The 21,488-nt window shown below is 57.5% G+C and carries 18 protein-coding genes and 2 riboswitches; of the genes, 5 read left to right on the top strand and 13 right to left on the bottom strand.

From position 1 onward, the window contains the following. Positions 1 to 74: 74 nt before the first annotated feature. Entirely contained in the window at positions 75 to 1,439 is a 1,365-nt protein-coding gene (locus DCC27_RS05045) for an MFS transporter (protein ID WP_110101726.1), read from the bottom strand. After that, entirely contained in the window at positions 1,439 to 2,101 is a 663-nt protein-coding gene (locus DCC27_RS05040; protein WP_110101727.1) for a flavin reductase family protein, read from the bottom strand. Before DCC27_RS05040 ends, DCC27_RS05045 begins: the two co-directional genes overlap by 1 nt. 129 nt (positions 2,102 to 2,230) lie before the next feature. Between DCC27_RS05040 and DCC27_RS05035 the strand changes: the two genes are divergently transcribed. Then, positions 2,231 to 2,881 carry a GntR family transcriptional regulator gene (locus DCC27_RS05035; protein ID WP_110101728.1) on the top strand — a complete coding sequence of 217 codons (651 nt, stop codon included), beginning with the start codon at positions 2,231 to 2,233 and terminating at the stop codon, positions 2,879 to 2,881. Positions 2,882 to 3,041: 160 nt separating this feature from the next. Here the strand turns inward: DCC27_RS05035 and DCC27_RS05030 are convergent, their stop codons facing one another. Continuing rightward, positions 3,042 to 4,349, bottom strand: coding sequence for an ISL3 family transposase (locus DCC27_RS05030; RefSeq protein WP_117328627.1), 1,308 nt, complete (start codon positions 4,347 to 4,349; stop codon positions 3,042 to 3,044). A 1,715-nt stretch (positions 4,350 to 6,064) separates the two neighbouring features. Continuing rightward, positions 6,065 to 6,157, top strand: a riboswitch (TPP riboswitch). A gap of 107 nt (positions 6,158 to 6,264) precedes the next feature. Here DCC27_RS05030 and DCC27_RS05025 point away from each other — a divergent pair. After that, positions 6,265 to 6,927, top strand: coding sequence for a TenA family protein (locus DCC27_RS05025; RefSeq protein ID WP_110101711.1), 663 nt, complete (start codon positions 6,265 to 6,267; stop codon positions 6,925 to 6,927). Further along, the gene (locus tag DCC27_RS05020) at positions 6,924 to 7,574 is read left to right on the top strand and encodes a TenA family protein (protein WP_110101688.1); all 651 of its coding nucleotides are present in this window, start codon (positions 6,924 to 6,926) and stop codon (positions 7,572 to 7,574) included. Before DCC27_RS05025 ends, DCC27_RS05020 begins: the two co-directional genes overlap by 4 nt. Before the next feature lie 4 nt (positions 7,575 to 7,578). Here the strand turns inward: DCC27_RS05020 and thiD are convergent, their stop codons facing one another. The 10 genes from thiD to DCC27_RS04970 form a co-directional block, all read right to left on the bottom strand. Next, positions 7,579 to 8,439 (bottom strand): bifunctional hydroxymethylpyrimidine kinase/phosphomethylpyrimidine kinase, encoded by an 861-nt coding sequence (thiD, locus tag DCC27_RS05015; protein ID WP_110101689.1) that lies wholly within the window; start codon positions 8,437 to 8,439, stop codon positions 7,579 to 7,581. Positions 8,440 to 8,532: 93 nt separating this feature from the next. Further along, the gene (thiE, locus tag DCC27_RS05010; protein WP_110101690.1) at positions 8,533 to 9,222 is read right to left on the bottom strand and encodes a thiamine phosphate synthase; all 690 of its coding nucleotides are present in this window, start codon (positions 9,220 to 9,222) and stop codon (positions 8,533 to 8,535) included. A 3-nt stretch (positions 9,223 to 9,225) separates the two neighbouring features. Then, positions 9,226 to 10,062 (bottom strand): hydroxyethylthiazole kinase, encoded by an 837-nt coding sequence (thiM, locus tag DCC27_RS05005; protein WP_244924684.1) that lies wholly within the window; start codon positions 10,060 to 10,062, stop codon positions 9,226 to 9,228. Between the two features lie 152 nt (positions 10,063 to 10,214). Beyond that, positions 10,215 to 10,317, bottom strand: a riboswitch (TPP riboswitch). 1 nt (position 10,318) lies between these two features. Next, on the bottom strand, positions 10,319 to 11,230 hold the full coding sequence (locus tag DCC27_RS05000) for a LysR family transcriptional regulator (RefSeq protein ID WP_110101691.1): 912 nt from the start codon (positions 11,228 to 11,230) through the stop codon (positions 10,319 to 10,321). Between the two features lie 104 nt (positions 11,231 to 11,334). Next, entirely contained in the window at positions 11,335 to 12,495 is a 1,161-nt protein-coding gene (locus tag DCC27_RS04995; protein ID WP_110101692.1) for an NAD-dependent formate dehydrogenase, read from the bottom strand. A gap of 112 nt (positions 12,496 to 12,607) precedes the next feature. Then, positions 12,608 to 13,468 carry a CoA ester lyase gene (locus DCC27_RS04990; protein WP_110101693.1) on the bottom strand — a complete coding sequence of 287 codons (861 nt, stop codon included), beginning with the start codon at positions 13,466 to 13,468 and terminating at the stop codon, positions 12,608 to 12,610. Next, positions 13,465 to 13,986, bottom strand: coding sequence for a MaoC family dehydratase (locus DCC27_RS04985; protein WP_334228547.1), 522 nt, complete (start codon positions 13,984 to 13,986; stop codon positions 13,465 to 13,467). The genes DCC27_RS04990 and DCC27_RS04985 overlap by 4 nt, the downstream gene beginning before the upstream one ends. Positions 13,987 to 14,036: 50 nt before the next feature. Beyond that, positions 14,037 to 15,170 carry an acyl-CoA dehydrogenase family protein gene (locus DCC27_RS04980; RefSeq protein WP_110101694.1) on the bottom strand — a complete coding sequence of 378 codons (1,134 nt, stop codon included), beginning with the start codon at positions 15,168 to 15,170 and terminating at the stop codon, positions 14,037 to 14,039. Between the two features lie 32 nt (positions 15,171 to 15,202). Continuing rightward, positions 15,203 to 17,248, bottom strand: coding sequence for a biotin carboxylase N-terminal domain-containing protein (locus DCC27_RS04975; protein ID WP_110101695.1), 2,046 nt, complete (start codon positions 17,246 to 17,248; stop codon positions 15,203 to 15,205). Between the two features lie 81 nt (positions 17,249 to 17,329). Further along, complete coding sequence (locus DCC27_RS04970) at positions 17,330 to 18,937, bottom strand: carboxyl transferase domain-containing protein (protein WP_110101696.1); 1,608 nt, start codon at positions 18,935 to 18,937, stop codon at positions 17,330 to 17,332. 119 nt (positions 18,938 to 19,056) lie between these two features. On the opposite strand from DCC27_RS04970, the gene DCC27_RS04965 reads away from it, so the two are divergent. Further along, positions 19,057 to 19,707, top strand: coding sequence for a TetR/AcrR family transcriptional regulator (locus tag DCC27_RS04965; protein ID WP_110099548.1), 651 nt, complete (start codon positions 19,057 to 19,059; stop codon positions 19,705 to 19,707). A 71-nt stretch (positions 19,708 to 19,778) separates the two neighbouring features. Continuing rightward, positions 19,779 to 21,431: an AMP-binding protein gene (locus tag DCC27_RS04960; RefSeq protein ID WP_110101713.1), complete on the top strand. Its 1,653-nt coding sequence runs from the start codon at positions 19,779 to 19,781 to the stop codon at positions 21,429 to 21,431. Positions 21,432 to 21,488 lie beyond the last annotated feature (57 nt).

Genomic DNA, 21,488 nt, shown 5'->3' with positions numbered 1-21,488 from the left:
GCCACACAGAGGGGGCTGGACTGACCTCGTTTAAGAATCGGTTGAAGGAATTCTCTAATTGGGATGTTGAGGAATCACCCACTGAGCGACTGTTTCTTACCCTCCCGCATAAGTATTCCAGTCAGGAGAGTGAGCGTCGCTATGACCATAAGGTATACAAGATAGAGATTGTATTGACCGTTATCGGAGAACCAGGTAATTAGATATGGAGCGGTTCCACCGAAGATAGCCGTTGCTAACGAGAGGATGCTCGCTACTCCCTTGGCGCGGACGTGGGTTGGTAAAGCCTCTGCCCAAACAGCTGCATTAACACCAAAGAGCGTGGCGATAGCCAAAAGGACAATGACCTGAGTAATCATAAACGTGGCAAAGCTTCCGTCAAGCATCATTTCGACAGGGAAAGGCAAAACGATGAACAGAGCGCCAAAGGTTATCACCATCGGCTTTCTTCCAATTCTGTCTCCAAGTAGCCCTGCCAAAAGGATCGCGAAGAGGAAAATTAACTGTGCCATCAAAGATGCGCTTAGAGTCTGAGTCGGTGACATGTTATACGCCATCTGCGCGTGATTGGGGAAGTAGATCAGCCAGGTATAAAACATCAAAGATCCACCTGCAGAGACGCCGAAAATTACCAGCAGGCCTTTCCAATAGTTGAAAATGCTATCTGGACTTTCCACATCGTTTCCGGTAGCCGCTGTTGCTAACTTTCCCGCTTCCGATCTTGTAGGAAGCGATTCATTGTTGGATTGGGCGACCTGTTTGTATGATTCTGTTTCAGTAATCATGCGACGCAGATATAGCGCATAGAGACCCAAAATCCCGCCGAGCCCGAAAGCAATGCGCCACCCCCAGTCGTGAACTTGTGTTTCACTTAGCAAACCGTTTATAGCAAGGCCAACTAACGTCGCGATCATAGTTCCGACCACGACACTGACCCAAGACGTTGAACCGAAAAGAGCTCTGCGATGAGACGGCGCTCGTTCGATCAAGTAGGTCGCTGCGGTTCCCATTTCTCCGCCGTGTGCCAAACCTTGAGCAAGCCGGGCTACAAGGAGCACGATCGACGCAACGATGCCAACGGCTTCAAAAGTTGGGGTCACCGCGATGGCGAGGCTTCCGCATGCTGTAATCAGCATCGCGACGAAAAGACTCTTCTTGCGACCAACTTTATCGGCGTAGGCTCCAAAGAGTATTCCGCCGATCGGCCTTGCGATAAACCCCACTGCGAAAACCGCTAGGGTTGCCAAGAGTGCTGAGGTAGGGTTCTCTGTACGAAAAATCTGCACCGAGAACACCGGGGCGAATACCGTATAGATATTCCAGTCGTACCACTCCAGAGCGTTTCCAAAGTTGACCGCGACTAGGTCCCGTACACGACGTGTGTGGGACTGTTGCGTCGTACGATCTTCGCCATCCGCATTAACTAATTGCGCAGACATTATGCACGCCCTTCTAGTCCGGCTTGGGCCTCACTGTCAGAGCCGGGCACACGCATCTCGAAAGTTTCGCGGACCACTGTGTAATCAAAGTAACCAAGTCGAGCAATCGGGGCGATTCTCTCGATATCCAGACGGCCCTCGTCGGTGATGAATTCATCAACGATGTGGATCTTCTCTACGGTTGCAAAGACGACATCAATCGTTCCAACCGGTGAATTTCCTGGGACTCGATGAGTGGAGTGATAACGGCACTCGAATTTGACTGGCGATTCCGCGATCATTGGTACGGGATAATTATCGGCATACATCTTGCTCACGCCATGGTCGGTAAGATAATCAAATTCGTTTTCGTGCGGTTCCAAAGCCATTGCGCTCACATTGACTGCCTCGCGCAAATCATAGGTTGCCATGTTCCACACGAACCAGCCGGTTTGCTCGGCATTTAGAACCGTGTCTTTGCGTCGACCATCCGGGTATTGGTTCGCTGAAAACATCACTCTGGGTGGATCAAATGTGAGGTTTTGCCACTGACTATACGGAGCTAAATTTTCTCGGCCATCAGAACTAACGCTTGAAAGCCAACCAATAGGGCGAGGCACCGTTGAGCTTTTGAAGGGAGAGTAAGGCAACGGATTTGGTTCTTGCAACGGTGAGTACTTCAAAGTGCTGACGCCTCCTGACGTAATCGGTCCTTTGTGTATCGTGTGGATATCAAGAATATACACTATGTGCTATGAATCACAAGAACGGTGTAGTGTGATATGACGCATTTGTCGTAGAAGAGGTGGGCAGTGGGCAAAGCAGACGAAGCGTACTTGAAGCTGGCTGACATGATTGAAGATGGGACCGTCGTTCCCGGTAGTATCGTGACGGAAGCGGATTTAGGACAACTCGCCGGAGTAGGTCGCACGCCCCTGCGTGAAGCGATCCAACGACTAGACCGGGAGCGTTTACTTCGAGCGCGCGGTGGCCGGGGTATAGAAGTTCCCCCCATATCCGTGGACGACCAGCTTGCAAGGTTGGAAGTAAGGCGCCCCCTGGAGGCCTTAGCTATTGGCCTCGTAGCGACCCGAGCCACAGAGACTCAACGCAAGGACTTGAGGATGCTTGTCGAGGATTTTCAAGTTGTGGATACGATCAAGAAGTATTCAGACGTGCTGAGAAGAGCTCATACTCTTGTCCGTGAAGCTACCAATAATCGTTACCTCAGTGACTCGCTGACTGCCTTGCATGTCTTGTCTCGAAGGTTTTGGAGGGCGAATATCTCTGATACGGAGAAAGAAATTAGTATCGGCAAGACATTTATCATTCCTGCCTTACAGGCCGCTTACAACCGTCAGCCACGAGAGGCAAGGGACTGGATCATCAAGCTTAATGATCATCTGGTGCAGTCTGCTATCGGGGTGGCTTCGGCAAAAGCAGAAGAAAGTCGGATTTTTTAGAAAGTTAGCTCCAGAGTCGCCCTTGTACGGGGGAGCGCCCGCCCCATGTTTGTTGTCAAGTAGTCTCTTGTCCTCGAAATGAGCAGATGCCCTGTTCTACCTCGTCTATGGATGTTGCTTGGGCTGAAGTCCTTCTCTAATCGCGGAGATAAGGGGCTCTTCACAATCGAGGGTGTAGACGGGGCTTGAATCCTCCGCTCTCGAGCAAGGACCTGGCGATGTAGTTGGTTGGGTTCCGGAAGCCCAGGGCGGATCCGCGCAGGTGTTCGAGTCGTCCGTTGATGGCCTCGGTGGGTCCGTTGGAGGTTCCGGGGCGGTCGAAGTAGGCCAGGATGTCTGCCGCCCTTTTCTTCAGCGTCCTACCCAGACCGGCCAGCTCGATGAGCTTGGTCGGCACTGCCCGGCCCAGCTTGGCGATCAGCTGCTCCATCATCGCCCTGCCCTCGGCCCTGTCTGTCTGGCGGTAGGCGGCGACCATGTGCTGGTAGAACGCCCACGTGGCCTCGACCTCCACATGCTCGTCAGCCTCGAAGAGGTCCTGGATCCTGGAATACTGCTTCTCGGTGAGCAGGTCGGCCCCGGTCAGCAGGGTCCGGCGGGCCTTGTAGAGCGGATCCTGTTTGCGGCCCCGGTGGCCGTTCACCTGTTGCTGGACTCGCCGGCGGCATCGCTCGAGCGCGTCTCCGGCCAGGCGGACCACATGGAAGGGGTCCATGACCGTGGTGGCTTCGGGGATCTCCTCAGTGGCTGCGGTCTTGAAGCCGGTGAACCCGTCCATCGCCACCACCTCCACGCCATCCCGCCAGGAAGCCGGACGCTCGGCCAGCCAGGTCTTGAAGGCCTGTTTGGAGCGGCCCTCGACCATGTCCAGCAACCTCGCCGGACCGGTGCCGACGCGCAGTGGTGTGAGGTCGATGATCACGGTGACGTACTTGTCGCCACGCCGGGTATGGCGCCAGACGTGTTCATCCACGCCGATCGCGGTGACCCCGTCAAACCGGGCCGGGTCGTCGATGAGCAGACGCTTGCCCTCGGCCAGCACGGCGTCGTTGGCGGTGTTCCACCGCACCCCCAACGCCTCGGCGACCCGGGCGATGGTCAGGTGCTGCACGACCAGAGCTTCCAGGGCCCAGCGCAGGGCACGGCGGGAGAGCTTGGCCTTCGGCTCTGCCGCGGCGGTGGTGTCCTGGCGCCAGACGTGGGCGCAGTCGGCGCACCGGTAGCGCCGAACCGTGACGTGCAGAGTCGTGGGCCTCCAGCCCAGCGGCTCGTGCGCCAGCCGGCGGATCACCGTGCCCCGCGCGGTGCCCTGAGAACCACAGCGGTGACACCACTCATCTGGCTCCACCACCCGACAGGCCAGTACCGCCCGCCCGGGCTCCACCCGTTGCCCGGTAGCTTGAAGGCCGAGCTCGTCCAGCCGGCAAAACTTGGTCAGGTCACAGTCGTCGAAGGTAGCGTTAGGCACGTCGAGGTCTTTCAGATGGCTTGTGTAGGAACTTCCATCATCGGAAGGCCTCGACCTCTATCCAGCTATCGACGCGCCACTTCCCCGAGACCCCCGTCTACACCCTCGATTGTGAAGAGCCAGATAAGGTTGGAACAAAACTGTCATTTCTTAGGCCTAACCGCAAGTCGGCCAGGTCGTTGCTTTCGTTGAGTAAGGTGGGGAAGTCTTAGGTCGTAGCCCGTTCGAAAGTGGCGACCGGATTGGTTCACCGATGGTGAAAATATTGTTTATCATGCCGTAGGTTGTGGATTTCCAGTAGGCGATGCGTTGCGGATCCCCTTGTGAAAAGGAGGGGGAACTAGCGTTTTGAAAACCGTATCCTAAAGATTTTGTCGGGCTTCTACCGTCGCAACGCAGTACAACAACTTTGAGTTTGCCATGCCGATATTCCAAGTCCGTATTGTATGGGTGGCTCTAGCTTCATCCGTGTCGGTTTTGCTTCAGTCTACCGGTAAGCGTGCAAAAAGCTGGGGCTAGGTATTCTGGTGAAATTACAAAAATGCTAACGTCTCTGTCGGGAACTTCTTTGTTCACAATTCGCTTCTCTTCCCTGGAGCTGGTTCCAGGCAATTGCGCGAAAATAAACACTGTTGCCCCCCGATCTGACCGATGAGTTCCAAATCCCCCTTTCGGGAGAACTTGGCCTATTTGTTAGTGCGTTTGCTAACACTATATATCTGCCCAACGTATTTACCAATGCTAAAGTACTTATATTTGGTATTATAGATATGATAACTATTTCTTATAGTATTCAAATACTGTCTCGCTGAAAGGATAATTAGAAAACTATTATGATAGAGAGTAGTTAACCGCTCTGTTTTCGAAGTGTCTGTGATTCTATTTGGTTTAGTATTACTAGTTGAGTGCAAGGAATTGTTGTCGTGGAGAAGTGCGTGTTCCGGGATTTAGGAAAGGCATCTTTTGTCAATGTACGGTAGCGTCGCTGAGCCGATTGGTTGCCTCCCTGGGGTAGAAACACCGCCTTATTGCTGAAGAAAGCGGCATATGCTGTAGTTGCCTGGTCTACCTCAAGGCGGATTTTGGTAGAGTAAATTGCAGAAGCGACCCTTATAATCTGGCCCCACGGTTTCGATAGCTTCAGCTTGGTTAGCTTAGTTACTACGTGAAGAGAGCGCCGGTAGAAGGGGCTAAAGAATAGAGGCGCGAGTGCGACTAACGATCCTACGTGCGTAGTTTGACTTGCTATATTAGCGCCTGAGCTTGCGCTAATCTACAATGGTTCAGCCGAACACAGGTTGATGAGAGAATTCAAACGGCAATTTTATATGTCATGTTAGAACAAGGAATGCGAGTGTCTGTTAAAACGTCGCAGGCCTTCGTTGCTGTCGAGACGGATGTTGCTCGTCAACTGACATGCCACCCAAACAAGATCGGACCAATTGATTCTCTTTGTTTTGATGTTTTTATGATGGCAAAGTGGTTGTTCAAGCCCTCGGGTTTGTAGGTGTAGGCCCTACTTCGGCCTGGTCTTTTTGGGTTAGGTCGGAGAGCGTTATCTGAAGTGAGAATCGACGCTCAGACGGCAACAGGGCCAGTCCAGCCACACAGAGGGGGCTGGACTGACCTTGTTTAAAGAGCCCTGAGAGTGCCCGGCTGTGTACTCGATGAACGAGCAACACCCTAGACGCAAAATGAGGCCATTCGATACAGTGTTGAACGACACGGGGTGCCTGAGAATGGGCTGAGAATACACCCGAGAACCTGATCGAATTAATCTTCGCGGAGGGATGTCATTGCTGTGCTGGTACCGAATCTTGGTACCTGTGAAGCGAGTCAACGTCAGGCCTTATTCTGTGTGCACGATCGTGTCCTGAGTTTTTCTGTGCAAGAACGGAAAGGACAACAGGACGAAATGAGCCAACGTTTTAGTCAAGAACTCCTTGAAGCCAATCGCGACACCTGGGAGGAAGCGATTAATCACCGGTTCGTGACCGAGCTTTTCGAGGGAACAATCGATGACGCCGTGATGGCCGGATATCTCGACCAGGACTACCGCTTCTTTGAAGCGTTCTTACAGTTACTGGGCGCCGCCATCACCACCGCGGACCGGCTCGATGCACGGTTACGATACGCCAGCTTCGCCGGAGAAATGGTCAATAGTGAAGACACCTACTTCCAGCGAGCCTTTGACGCACTGGGCGTTACCGATGAACTCCGCGCATCGACTCCAGACACCCCGAGTGCCGGCGGTTTCGTCGATCTGATGCGGGAAGCGGCATCCTCGCAAAACTACAGTGCCGTGGTCGCGGTGCTGATGGTCACCGAGTGCTTGTACCGAGACTGGGCGGCCCGAGCTCCCGAGAACCATCCGGAGAGTTTTGTTCATCACGAATGGATCACCTTGCACGACAACCCGGACTTCTTGAGTTTCGCGACCTTCCTCGAACAGGAGGCCGACCGTTCCGGGGCGCAAGATGCCGAGACCGCCCACGACTTTTTCCGCCGGGCGGTGGAGCTTGAGCTCGGCTTCTTCAACGACACCTATAAGTACCCGCTGAAAGGAATCCACGCATGACGTTGTTCAACGATCTGAAGCAGGCCAACCTGGAGGTGTGGCAGTCCTATACTCGTCACGAATTTATCCAAAAGTTGGCCGCTGAATCCCTAGAACTCGAAGCCTTCCAGCGCTACCTGATTCAGGACTACCACTTCCTGATTCACTTTGCCCGCGTCTATGGACTGGCCGTGTATAAGCAACACACGCTCGAGGGCATCCAACATTCGATGGATGGGCTGAAGAACATTGTCTGGGAAACCGGATTACACACCTCGATGACCGCCGAGTGGGGGATCAGCCCCGAGGAACTGAACGCGACCCCTGAGGACCTTGGCACGGTGGCCTACACCCGCTACGTACTCGACACTGCGCTGACCGGTACCCTGCTGGACCTGTACGTCTCCCTGGCACCGTGTCTGATCGGCTACGCCGAAATCGGTGCCGAGATTGCACCGGCCCTGGAAAAAAATCCCGACCACCGGTATAAAGAGTGGATCGAAACCTACATTGATCCACAGTTTGTCAAAGCCTCGGAACAAGAGGTTGACAACCTCGACGCGCTGGCTGGCGAGGGGCCGTTGTCTGACCAGCGATTCGCCGAGTTGTCACACATCTTTGCCACCGCCTCACGCTTGGAAGCCGAGTTCTGGCAACAAGCACTCTAAGTGGTTAGGCCCGTAGGGCGAGGTGATTGACGGGCCCGTGCCCGGTCTGCGGAGCATAGGAGAGTTCCCACTGTGCTCCAGCGGCCAGGGCGCGGGCCAGATCAGTTTGGCCCTTCTTGATCCACGCCAACAGATCCTCGGAGCTTGGCGGGGTCTGAGCGGATACGTTCAGGGCCGCTCGGGCTGCGATTGCTGACGACAACGTGCAGCCGGTGCCGTGCGTATTGCGGGTGCTAACACGGGGGATCGGTAGCGAATAAGCTTCACCGTTGATGACGACCACATCGGTCATCTCCTGGGTGTCGTGGTAGAGGTGACCACCTTTGACCATCACCGCTCCAGTTCCATGCTGAGCGAGAACGTGGGCCTGTTTAGTCATCTGTTCGAGACTTTCGGCCTCAGCATCGGCATCGGAGAGCCGCGCAGCTTCGGGAAGGTTGGGGGTCACCACATCCGCTAACGGAAGCAGGTGCTCGACCATTGCCAGAGCGGCATCGTCATCGGACAAGCTATCTCCGCTGGTGGCTACCAGTACCGGGTCGACGACGAGAACACCGAATTCTTCACGCCGATCGGCAATGATCTTTGCGACCGCCTTGACCATCTCGGCCGAGCCGAGCATCCCAATTTTCGTGGCGTCAATGGGCAGATCATCCAGCACCGATCTGATTTGAGCCCGCAGATCATCGATACCAATGGGGATCACCTGTTGAACGCCCTGGGTGTTCTGTGCGATCAGCGAGGTAATAGCGGAGGTTCCGTACACCCCGAGGGCGGTGAAGGTTTTCAGATCGGCCTGAATGCCGGCTCCTCCCGAGGGATCTGTTCCGGCGATGGTTAAGGCGGTGGCTGGTCGAGATGTCATCGGTCCTTGCCTTCCTTTCGTTCCTTCCGTGTTTTGCTGTGTCTTGATGATTCGAGGGCGAGTAGTGGAGGGTGAAGCGTTGTGCTGGGACAGTTATTCACGGTGCAACGCCGAGAATAACTGCGCAGCCACCTGGGCGGGATCGCTAGCTGCAGCGATAGCAGAGACCACACAGATCCCGTCCACGCCGGTTCTGCGATAGATATCAGCCGCATTGGTGGTGTTGATGCCACCAATGGCAACACATTTCACCTTGGAGCCGGCTGTTGCCTGAACGCACTGGCTGATCCCGGTGAGACCTAAGGGCGTGGTAGCATCGGGTTTCGTGGGGGTCACAGCAAACGGGCCGACGCCCAACACATCAGCCAGCTGGTGATCTACGGCCTCTCGTACCTGCCGGGGGGTTGACGTAGATAACCCAATCATCACCTCCTCCCCGAGCACGGCACGAGCTTCAGAGATTGGGGTATCGGTTTGTCCCAGGTGTAGGTGACAACCGAGCTGGCGGGCCACGTCCAGCCGGTCGTTGACGAAGAACCTGACCTGCTCGAACCGTTGTTGCCCTAGCTGGTTGCGCACGGCGTGCTGGCAGGCCACGGTCAGTTCGGCGAACTCCTCGTCGGAAAGCGTCTTATCTCTGACCTGGACGACACCGGCCCCGCCTTTCACCGCCTCGACCACGACGTCGGGAACCGCAGTGAGACCACCGGAGTATTCGGTATCGGTGATGTAGTAGAGCCGCCAGTCGGTGGTGTCAGCGAGATGTGTGGAATGCCGTGACATACTTTAGGCCTGTTCGGAGTCGAGGGTGATCAGCTCGAGCACGTCGTCGGCGCTCAGGGTGTGGAGGGCATCCAACCAGGCCACGGCAAAATGTCCCGGTGCGCTCGCGGTCTGTCCCGCAACGGTCCCAGCCGCCGAGACCAAGGCGTGGGACGCCACCACCGCAGCGTGGTGTTGGGCAGGCAACTGCGCGACGCCCAGAGTTGCGGCAGTCAGGGCGCCCAAAGCGCATCCGGTGCCGATGACCTGTTGCAACATCGGGTGCCCGCCGGTGACGTGAGTACGCGCTACTGTGGAGACGACCAGGTCGGTGGGCCCCGAGGCGGCCACGACTGCTCCACTACGGTGGCTCAGTTCTGCTGCAATGGTGGTAACCGCCTCCACGGAGTCGGTGGAGTCAACGCCACGCCCGCCGGAACCGGTTCCCGCTAGAGCCGCGATTTCTGAGGGGTTGCCACGGATCGCAGCGGGGCGGGAGTCCAGAATGGAACGGGCAAACTGGGTGCGGACGCTCAACCCGCCGACCGCAACAGGGTCGAGCACCCACGGGGTGTTGGCTGACTGCGCGGCGCTGACCGCTGAGGTCATGGCCTGGCGGATATCGGGGGTCAGTGTGCCGACATTGACCAGAACCCCGGAAGCGACGTGGGCGAACTCGCCGGCCTCTACAGCGTCTTCCACCATCGCCGGTGCTGCCCCGGCCGCCAACAAGGCATTGGCGGTAACCTGTTTGACCACGTTATTGGTCAAACAATGCACCAGCGGATGGCCGGTTTTCACCTGGGTCAGGATGGCGCGCACGTCGTCGTGAATCGCCTGAGGGGTCAGTTCATCTGCCACAGTGACTATTCCTTTCCAGCAAGGGGATGGACCACAACGGCCAATACGGTGGGCGTTAACGCGGGGGCACCGTGCCAAAAGAAACCCGCAGACAGCTCGGGCAGACAAGAAAGAACCATCCGGAAAGAGCACAGGGCATGCACAGTGACCCGGTGCAACCGGTGAGACGTCCCTTCGCCAGTACGAGCTGGATCAGGTTCAACGGGTATCTTCTCAGCTTCCGTGTGGTGACGTGAAGCACCCCGCGTCATGGAGCTCAGTCTAACTCATCGCGGTTAATATTGGCTAGCAGAGCCGCGACCGAGGGTGCCGGAGAGGTCGCTGGATAGGCAAGCGCCAGAGGTAGCTCCACTGGCGGATCAAGGTCCAAAATCACCGCGTCGGGTCCTGTGACGCTGGGCTCCTGCAAGGTCGAGCGAGGCACGAGTGAAGCGAACTGGGTGGAGGTCGCCACAGCAAGGAGTGTTGGGAGAGTGGTCGTTTCCAACGCCGGGTGCAGCTCGACCCCTACACGCGCCATGGCTCGATCGAGCATGTTTCGTGCCTGCATGGCAGGAGACAACACGGCAAGCGGAATGTGGGCAAGATCGGATAAGCAGATGGAAGGTGAGGGAGACTGTGCCAGGTCTACCACGTGCGGGTATTGGTCCAGCAACTCCCGGCTGGCCAGGAGCTGATATCGGTCCTCTGCCACACGATGGGTATAGAGGTCATCTTCTGCGCCCAGATCGAGGATGATCCCTGCATCGAGCTCGCGGTGGCGCAATCCGTGGAGGATATGATCATTGGACCCGGAATCGACACTGACGGTGACCGTCGGATGTGTTTTTCTCAGGGTGGTCACCAGCTGTGAAGCGATGGCCAGCCCGGTAGGAACGGTACTGAGGCGAAGCGGAATTGTGAGGTGTTGCTGGGAGTACTCGAGCTCAGCGACCATCGAGCGATGATCGGCCAGGATGCGCTCGGCCCACTTCAGCACCACGTGCCCCTGCTCAGTGATCCCCTCCATGGCGTGACTACGGTGAATGAGTTCCACACCCAGCTCGGACTCCAGCTTCTTGATCGAGGCAGACAGCGTTGACTGCGAAATGAAACAGGCTTCTGCAGCACGTGCAAAATGTTGTTCTCGTGCCAAGGCCACAAAATAGGCCAGCTGGTTCAGGTGCATTGCCGGTCACTCCTCGGACGTTTAACGACCGCGGGCCGGTAGCCAGTATGGCTACCGGCCCAGGATATGACCGAGTTTAATCGATGGGGCTTGTCAGGGCCCGGTTACTTCGACTGGCGGTAGGAGGAGGCACCGGTTCCGGCGTAGTCTCCGCCGTCAACAATGAGGTATTCGTCGCGGATCTGACGGTTGGCAAGGAAGTCTTCCAAGATCTCACGAGTACCGGCAGCATAACGAGCCTGAGCCGACAGTGACGAACCCGAGGTATGCGGAGTCATGCCATTATGTGGCATGGTGCGCCATGGGTGATCTTCCGGTGCCGGCTGCGGGTACCACACGTCTCCGGCGTAGCCGGCCAATTGCCCCGATTCCAGAGCGCGGACGACGGCATCGCGATCCATGATGGCACCGCGGGCGGGGTTCACGATATAGGCGCCATGTCGCATCGTGTTCAGCAGTTTTTCATCGAACATGCCCTCCGTTGACGGTGTCAGCGGAGTGTGAATGCACAGCACATCAACGTGCGGTACCAGCGCTTCGGCAGACTCGTGGAAGGTCAGATTGTACTTCTTCTCGTAGTCTTCGGGCAGACGATGCTGATCGAAGTAGTGCAGTTTGACATCGAAGGGTGCCAGGCGCTCGATGACAGCCCGACCGATGCGCCCGGCCGCCAGCACACCAACATCCATTCCCTCCAGATCGTAGGACCGAGACACAGCTTCAGCAATGTCCCAACGACCGTTGCGGGAGATGTCGTGCTGGTGCAGATAATCACGCACCAGGGCCAGCACCATCAACACGGTGTGTTCGGCGACCGAAATTGAGTTGGAGTAGGTCTCCTCTGCCACGGTGATTCCGCGCTTGGCGGCCTCATCCAAGTCAACGTGGTCAGAGCCAATGCCGGCGGTCAGAGCCAGTTTGAGATTCTTGGCTTTCTCCAGGCGCTCCTTGGTCAGGTAGGCCGGCCAGAACGGCTGGGAGATCACAACATCGGCATCGGGTAGCTCACGGTCAAATTCGGAGTCTTCCCCCTCTTTATCAGAGGTCACCACCACATCGTGGCCTTCAGACTTCAACCAGTCGACGATACCCAGCCCACCGGAGACGCACCCCAGCAACTCACCCGGGGTGAAATCGATATTGTCAGGGGTTGGTAGGGACTGGCCATCTGGGTATTCGCTGAGCTCGGGGATGCTCTCGCGGGCGTACTGGGGAGGGTATCCATCAGCAGGATCGGGGTAGAGGACCATGAGAATTTTCGCCACAATAACCTCCTTGTTGTTATTGATCTATGGGCTGTGCCTCTAATCCTTACCCTATGGAGCGCGTCACAGGCGGTCCAATAGAAATCTCCGATGCGATGATCGGAAACCCCGATCAGCCGGTCCGGGCGATAATCCTGCGCGCGTGAGCGATGAGCGGACCGTCGACCATGGTGCCCCGGAAGGAGAACACTCCCTGGGGGTGGTCCTCGACAGCTGCCAGCAAAGCACGAGCATATTCTTGATCTGCTGCGCTGGGGGTGAAACCCTCCCGGATCGTCGCCACATGTGAGGGGTGGATACATGCTTTGGCGCTAAAGCCGGTCGCTACAGCGTCTTCGACTTCCACTCGCAGACCCTGCAGATCCTGGATATCGGCCCAGATCGAATCCACACAGGCCACCCCGGCACTTGCGGCGGCCACCATCACCTGGGACCGGGCAAAACGGGGGACATCCCGGTAGGTTCCGTCGGCATGACGTGAGGAGGAACCGCCCATGGACGCGATGAGATCCTCAGCACCCCACATCATGGCCACCACCCGCGGATGCTCGGCGATCGCTGCCGCGTAGGCCACACCACGGGCGGTTTCCACCAGGGCCACCATCCCCACATGGTCGTCCAGACGAGACGCTACGGCATCGAGCTGATGGACCGATTCGACCTTCGGGACCATCACCGTGGTCACCGAACTACCGGCCAACGTCGCCAGGTCGGCCCGAGCCATCTCGGTACCGACAGGATTGATCCGCACTATCGTGCGGGCTGCCAGCGTCGCATCCTGCGCCACGGTCGTGGCCAGATGTTCTTGCAGAGCGTGACGGGCCCGGTCTTTGGCATCAGGGGCAACCGCATCCTCCAGGTCGAGGATGACCGCATCAGCCCGTTCGGCCGCTTTGATGTATCGCTGCGGACGGTCGGCAGGGCAGAACAAGATCGCCGGCCCCAGCGTGAAGATATCGCGTGGTTGGTTCATGGACGCTGTCCTGACTGCTCTCGCCGATGTTCAGCTTCGTTCTTCCACAGCAGCGTGGAGCGCACACACTCGGCAACCACGGTGCCATCCTGATTAACACCTACGTGCTGGAACTTCACGATGCTCTGATGCGGGCGGGAAGCAGAATCCCGCTTGTCCAGGATTTCGGTGCGGGTATACAGCGTGTCACCGTGATACATCGGGTGCGGGAATGCGACAGTGTCGAAGCCTAGATTAGCCACAATGGTCCCTTGAGTCAGTTGGGCTACTGAGGCGCCGACGATGGTTGCCAAGGTCAGCATAGAATTCACCAGGGGTTGGCCGAAGGACTGTTGGGACGACCAGTGCGCGTCCAAGTGCAGCGATTGGGTGTTCATGGACAGAGTCGTGAACAGTACGTTGTCGGCCTCGGTGATGGTTCGACCCGGGGCATGCTGATAGATTGTGCCGACCTCCATCTCATCGGCGTAGAGGCCCCGTTGCACCACCACCGGCGGTGTCTGATCTGCGGTACTCACAAGCAGGCTCCTTTTTCACATAGCATTCGGTTTGTCGATGCTCAAGGGGATTACATGCCCAAGGATCGAGCGATCAGCATCAACTGGACCTCGGTGGTGCCTTCGCCGATCTCCAGGATCTTCGAATCGCGGTAGTGGCGAGCGACCAGAGACTCGTTCATGAATCCGTAGCCGCCGAAGACCTGAGTGGCATCTCGAGCGTTATCCATGGCCGCCTCGGAGGCCACCAACTTGGCGATCGAGGCTTCGGTTTTGAACGGTCGGCCCGCGACCAATTTCTGTGCTGCATCATAGTAGGCCAGCCGTGCGGTGTGGGCGCGAGCCTGCATCCGGGCGATCTTGAAGCTAATGGCCTGATTGCGGGAAATGGGAGAGCCGAAGGTGATGCGCGTATTGGCGTACCGGACCGCTTCATCCACGCATCCTTGGGCAACACCGGCCGATAACGCGGCAATGGCCACCCGGCCCTCATCCAGGGTGTGGAGGAAATTAGCAAAGCCACGGCCCCGTTGACCCAACAGGTTTTCTTGTGGCACTCTCACGTCATTCAGCGTCAACGGGTGGGTGTCGGAAGCATTCCAGCCCACCTTGTCATAGGCCGGTTCGGCGGTGAAGCCCGGGGTGTCGGTCGGCACGATGATCGTGGAGATTTCATGGTCCCCAGTCACCGCAGTCACGGTGACCACCGAGGTGATGTCGGTTCCGGAGTTGGTGATGAATTCCTTATTTCCATTAATCACCCAGTGGTCGCCGTCTGCACGAGCAGTGGTGCGGGTGCCACCGGCGTCGGATCCGGCGCCCGGCTCAGTAAGACCGAAACCGGCCAGCTTTCGGCCGGCAACCAGGTCGGGAAGCCAGCGTTGCTTTTGCTCCTCCGTCCCGAAACGGTAGATCGGCATCGCGCCCAGGGAAACTCCCGCCTCCAGCGTAATGGCAACGGATTGATCGACTTTGGCCAATTCTTCCAATGCCAAGCACAGGGCGAAGAAATCCCCGCCCATGCCCTCATAATCCTCGGGGAAGGGGAGACCGAAGAGGCCGAGTTCTCCCATCTGAGCAATGACCTCGTAAGGGAAGCTATGCTCGCGGTCATGCTGTGAGGACACAGCAGCGACGACGTTCTGTGCGAAGTCGCGGACGGTAGCAATCAATTCCTGTTGTTCATCGGTGAGATCAAGGGACATCGCCAAGGTCCTTTCGTGGTGGTCATCACCAGCTAGTTTGCGGGCTCGTTTTCTGGATTCTTGTCATCGTCAGGGGTGATGCTGGCCAGCACTTGGCCGAGCTTGACCTGTTCGGTTTCTGCTGTGTGGATCGTGACGACACCGTCGAAGGGAGCGACCAGCCGGTGCTCCATCTTCATAGCTTCCACGATCACCAGCGTGTCGCCGGCTGATACCTGGTCTCCGGAGGTTGCCAGCACCGACATCACAGTGCCGGGTAGCGGGGAGCTCACGTCCGGGTTGGAGATAAGCCCGGCAGTGCCAGCCTGCTGGGCTTGGACCTCGTTGCTGGTGATGGCCTGTCGGTCACTGATGGTCAGCAGTCCGGCGAAGTTCGGGGTGAAACACCACAGCTGGCTTTGCCCGGCGCGTTGTGTGGCGACGACCGCGTGCACCCTGGTGGTCATTGACTCTGGTGTGGATAATAGGTACTCATGGTCTCCCACCTGCTCGACCACCGTGGAGGGGTCCAAGGTGACGTCGAAGTCTTCGGTGTCCCCGGAAGCCGTACGGTAGCTGACGTGCCGGCGGACGCTTGGCGACTCGGCCATGCTGCGCCACCCATCGCAACGCCATCCGGAGGACAGGCTGGTGGTCGGAGCCGGTTCAAAGTGGTAAGCCAATGTGGCTGCAATCTGTGCGTCGTCGGCTCCGGGCCCCGGGAAATCCATCTCCGGCAGGATCCGTTCGATCATGGTGGTATCTAACGCCCCGGCTCGGACCCGGCTATCATTGATCAACTGTCGTAGATAACTGATATTGGTCTGGACCCCGAGCACCACCATGTTCTTCAACGCCCGATCGAGACGGTCTAGCGCCTGGTCACGGTGCGTGCCGGTCGCGATGACCTTGGCAAGCATCGGATCGAAATTCGTGCCGATGACACTGCCACGACGCAACCCGGAATCAACCCGCACCCCGGTGCCGGCCGGTTCGGCCAGTTCGAGGATGGTTCCGGTGGAGGGCAGGAAGCCGGCGGCAGGAACCTCGGCATACACCCGAGCCTCGACCGAATGACCGCGCAACTGAATCTCGTCCTGGGTGTAGGCTAGTGGCTCGCCGGCGGCGATGCGAAGCTGCTGTTCCACCAGATCGATGCCCGTGATTTCTTCGGTGACCGGGTGCTCGACCTGCAGGCGAGTATTCATCTCCATGAAGTAGAAGGTGTCCGGGTCGTGATCGGAGACTAAGAACTCCACGGTTCCGGCACCGCGATAATTTACAGAGAGAGCGGTATCGCAGGCGGCCTGACCAATTCTGGCACGCGTCTGGTCGGTCAAGACCACCGAGGGGGCTTCTTCAATGACCTTTTGGTGCCGGCGCTGCAAGGAGCATTCTCGTTCGCCCAGGTGGATGACATTGCCGTGCTGGTCGGCGAGAATCTGGACCTCAACGTGGCGTGGGGAGCCGATGAGCTGTTCAATAAAAAGCGTGTCATCGCCAAACGAAGCGTGGGCGATACGTCGAGCGGTGGCCAACATTTCCGGCAACTGGTCCAAGAACTCGGCAACGTACATGCCCTTCCCGCCACCGCCGGCAGACGGCTTGATCAGCACTGGAAAAGTCATCGAACAGGCTTTGTCGACCAGCTCCTCATCACTGAGTCCGGGTTCAGAAATCCCTTGAATGAGTGGGACCCCGGCGGCACCGACGTGCTTTTTTGAGGTGATCTTATCGCCCATGATCTCCAGGGCCTGTGCATCGGGACCGATGAACGTGATCCCTGCTCGAGCACAGGCTCTGGCAAAGTCCGCATTCTCTGACAGGAAGCCGTAGCCGGGATGGATAGCGTCAGACCCCGTCTCCACCGCAGCGGCCACGACCGCGTCGATGTCCAAGTAGCCGGTGGTGGCCTGGTGGTCGGGTAAATGCACGGCTCGGTCGGCGAGTCGGACATGCAATGCCTGGGCATCCGGCGTGGTATACACCGCCACAGCGGTCATGCCCATCTGGTGAACGGTCCGGATGACCCGGCACGCAATTTCGCCTCGGTTAGCGATCATAACGGTGCGGAAGACTGAAGCGGTGGGTTGATCCATGAGTCATCTTTCACTGTGCGGTGCAATATGGCTGGCGGTAGGTCAGGGCAGGGCGCTGAACAGACAGAGTCCAGGTCACGACTACATGCGGAAGACTCCGAAACCGGTGGGTGGCAGATCGGGCTGACGGCACACGTCCAGCGCCATCGCCAGAACCCGACGTGTATCGCGCGGGTCAATGATTCCGTCATCCCACAGTCGCGCACTGGAATAATACGGTTGGCCCTGGGCTTCGTAGCTGGCCTTGATGGGTGCGGTGAACTCAGCCTCTTCTTCGGCCGACCATTCGGTGCCGGCGGCCTCGTGCTGGTCCCGCTTGACCGTAGCAAGCACACCGGCAGCCTGGTCGGCGCCCATCACCGAGATCCGGGCATTGGGCCACATGAACAAAAACCGTGGCGAATATGCCCGTCCACACATCGAATAGTTCCCGGCGCCAAAAGACCCACCGATGACCACGGTGATTTTAGGAACCCGTACGGTGGAGACCGCCGTGACCATTTTGGCCCCGTTTTTGGCGATGCCTCCGTGTTCATAATCCTTACCGACCATGAATCCGGAAATATTTTGCAGAAAGATCAGTGGGATGCCACGTTGGTCGCATAATTCGATGAAGTGAGCTCCCTTGAGCGAGGATTCAGAGAAGAGAATCCCGTTATTGGCTACAATCCCCACCGGGTGACCTTCGAGTCGAGCGAAGCCGGTGACCAGCGATGTCCCGTAATCGGGTTTGAACTCGTGGAACGAATCCCGATCAATGACGCGGTCGATGACCTGGTAGGCATCAAAGGCCTGATTCAGATCCTGCGGGATGATCCCGGCTAACTCGTCGGGGTCCGCCGCAGGGGCGCTCGCGGTGATTTTCTGCCAGGCCCGGGGATGCGGAGGAGGTAGCGTCGCGACAATATTGCGAATGATCTGTAACGCGTGGTCATCGGATTCGGCGATGTGATCGGCTACTCCGGAGGTCTTCGTATGGACCTCGGCGCCGCCCAGCTCCTCGGCACTGACTTGTTCACCCGTAGCTGCTTTCACCAGGGGCGGACCACCCAAGAAGATCGTGCCCTGGTTGCGGACAATCACCGACTCATCACTCATGGCCGGCACGTAGGCCCCACCTGCCGTACATGAGCCCAGCACCGCCGCTAATTGTGGGATCTTCTTCGCCGACATCGTGGCTTGGTTGAAAAAGATCCGGCCGAAATGCTCGCGGTCGGGGAAGACCTCATCCTGCATCGGCAGATAGGCACCGCCGGAGTCCACCAAGTAAATACAGGGCAATTCGTTCTCTAATGCGATGGTTTGGGCACGCAGGTGCTTTTTGACCGTCAGCGGGAAATAGGTACCCCCCTTGACCGTAGAATCATTGCAGACCACCATCACCGGTCGTGCGTGAACCAGTCCGATGCCGATAATAATTCCTGCTGACGGAGCTTGATTATCGTAGACATCCCAGGCCGCCAGCGCACCAATTTCCAAAAAGGGGCTGCCATCGTCGAGCACGCGGGTTACGCGATCCCGTGGGAGCATGCGACCACGATCCAGATGGCGTTGCCGGGCCTTCTCTGACCCGCCTCGGCGCACCCTTGCCAGTCTCTGGCGCAATTCGTCCCAGAGTCCGTGGTGAAACGCAGCGTTGGCCTGAAACTGTTCAGATCGAGTATCGACCGGGCTACTGACCTCCGCCATGGGACCTCCTGCGACAAATTGGGTTAATCGCCATTCACTGAATCTTAGGATAGTGATATGATTCACATTTGTCTAGATGGCGGATCTCTGCAGTGAGAAAGTCCCGTAAAGGAGTCACGATGACCACTGAAATTCAGGGGCAACGAACCCGTCGAGCCCAAGATAAAGCCCGCCGGCGACAGTCGCTGCTAGATGCCGCGGCGCGATTATTCGCAGCTCATGGGTATGCGCAAGTGTCCCTGGCTGACGTGGGGGCCGAAGTCGGTGTGACAGCGCAGGCGATCTATCGTCACTTCGATTCCAAGCAACATCTGTTGGGCCAAGTGTTGGTCGATGTGAGTCGAACCCTGTTGGAAGGTGGCCGGTGGATTCAAAGTCATTATCCGGATCCGACGCCCCAGCTGGATGAGCTCATTAGTTTTCATGTGCGCTTCGCTTTGGATGCGCCGGAGGTGATTCGGATTCAAGACCAAGAAATGGCGCAGTTGGCCAATGAGGATCGACAACAGGTTCGTCGGACACAGCGAGAGTATGTTCGCATCTGGTCGCAGGCTCTGGCTCAGTTACACCCCGCTGATACGACCAAGGAGATTCGCACGCGGGTCTACGGGATTTTTGGGCTGATTAACTCCACGGCGCACTCGCTCACTGGCGGCTACCGGGCTCAGCGAGCTGACCAGCGACTGGCGCACCTGTTGGCCGTGATGGCGCATGAATCGGCTCATGTGGGGCAGTCGCCTCTCCCAAGGAGCTGTTATTGTGATTTATGACACATGCTGGTACCTTGGCGTCATTAGAACACCGATCTGGTCGCCAGATCCAGGATGATCAGGAGCCCCCGATGACCGAGTTGCTGACGCTGTCTCATGCTATTGGCCCCCGCGATGTCGCGCTGTTGGAAACCACTATTTTTGACAACCTGAAGGACACCGTCGAAAGATTTCCCGATCGTGAAGCTCTCGTCGATGTAGTGCAGGGTAAACGCTGGACCTACGCAGAATTCCACACCGCCGTCCGTGGTCTCGCCACCGGGTTGTACCGTGCGGGAATTCGTCCCGGAGAACGAGTCGGGATTTGGGGAACTAACCGCTGGGAATGGACCATGACCCAGTACGCCACCGCAGAGATCGGGGCGATTCTGGTCAACATTAATCCCTCCTATCGCCAACACGAACTCAACTACGTCGTCCAGCAAGCCGGCATCACCTCGGTGATTTCCTCCGAAGCGTTGCCGAAGAGCAATTACCCCGCGATGCTGAACCGCGCCGAAGAAGAGCTGGGAGACTTCCAGGTCAAGATCATCATGACCACTGAGTCCTGGGCTCAGGTCTACGACACCGTGGCCGACGCGGAACTGCTGGCCGCGGTCCAGTCTGGGCTCGGCCCCGACGACCCGATTAATATCCAATACACCTCGGGAACTACCGGCTTTCCGAAAGGGGCCACCCTGACCCACCGTAATATCCTCAATAACGGCTACTTTGTGGGCGAAACCATCAACTACACCGAGCACGACCGGGTGTGCATTCCGGTGCCGTTCTATCACTGTTTCGGAATGGTGATGGGCAATCTCAACTGCACCACCCACGGGGCGACAATGGTTATCCCAGGCATGTCTTTTGATCCTGTAGCCGTGTTGCGAGCGGTTGAACAAGAACGGTGCACTGCCCTCTACGGGGTGCCGACCATGTTCATCGCCGAGCTGGCGCTGGCGAGGTTCTCAGAATTTGATCTCTCCAGCCTGCGGACCGGACTCATTGCCGGATCGCCCTGTCCCGAAGAAGTAATGCGCAAAATCATGGGACAGATGCATATGGAAGAAATCTCCATTTGCTACGGCATGACCGAGACATCCCCGGTCTCGACCCAAACCCGGCCTGACGATACGGTGAACCGGCGGGTGTCTACCGTCGGTCGCCCCGGCCCCCACGTCGAAACCAAGATTATCAACCCGGCCACCGGAAAGACGTTACCGATTAACCAGGATGGCGAAGTCTGCACCAAAGGTTACTTGGTGATGCAGGGGTACTGGAATCAGCCTGAAAAAACCGCTGAGGTGCTGGATGACCAAGGATGGATGCGGACCGGTGACCTGGGGCGAATGGATGAACACGGCTACGTCAAAGTAACCGGTCGGCTCAAAGACATGGTGATTCGTGGCGGTGAGAACATTTATCCACGGGAGATTGAAGAATTTCTTTACACGCACCCCGATATTCTGGACGCTCAAGTCATTGGTGTGCCCGATGAGAAATATGGTGAAGAATTGATGGCCTGGGTTCAACTCCGCGAAGATGCCGAACCGTTGACCGCCACGCAATTGCGCGAATTCTGTGTCCCTCATCTCTCCAGCTACAAAATCCCCCGGTACGTTCACCTGGTGAAGGAATTCCCCACCACGGTGACGGGGAAAGTGCGCAAGATCGAGATGCGGGAACAAGCCAAACAACTCCTGGCTGATCACCAGGTTGATGATTCTCGTGCCGTGCTGTGAGCAGGGTCTCAGGTTCGCTAAGATACGAACTGTTAGACGGACGTTCAACACGCAGAC

Origin of the sequence: Auritidibacter sp. NML130574, from assembly GCF_003185725.2 — a bacterium.
GTDB lineage: Bacteria > Actinomycetota > Actinomycetes > Actinomycetales > Micrococcaceae > Auritidibacter > Auritidibacter ignavus.
The sequence above is the reverse complement of the archived record's forward strand: the minus strand, read 5'-3'. Positions and strand labels throughout refer to the sequence as shown.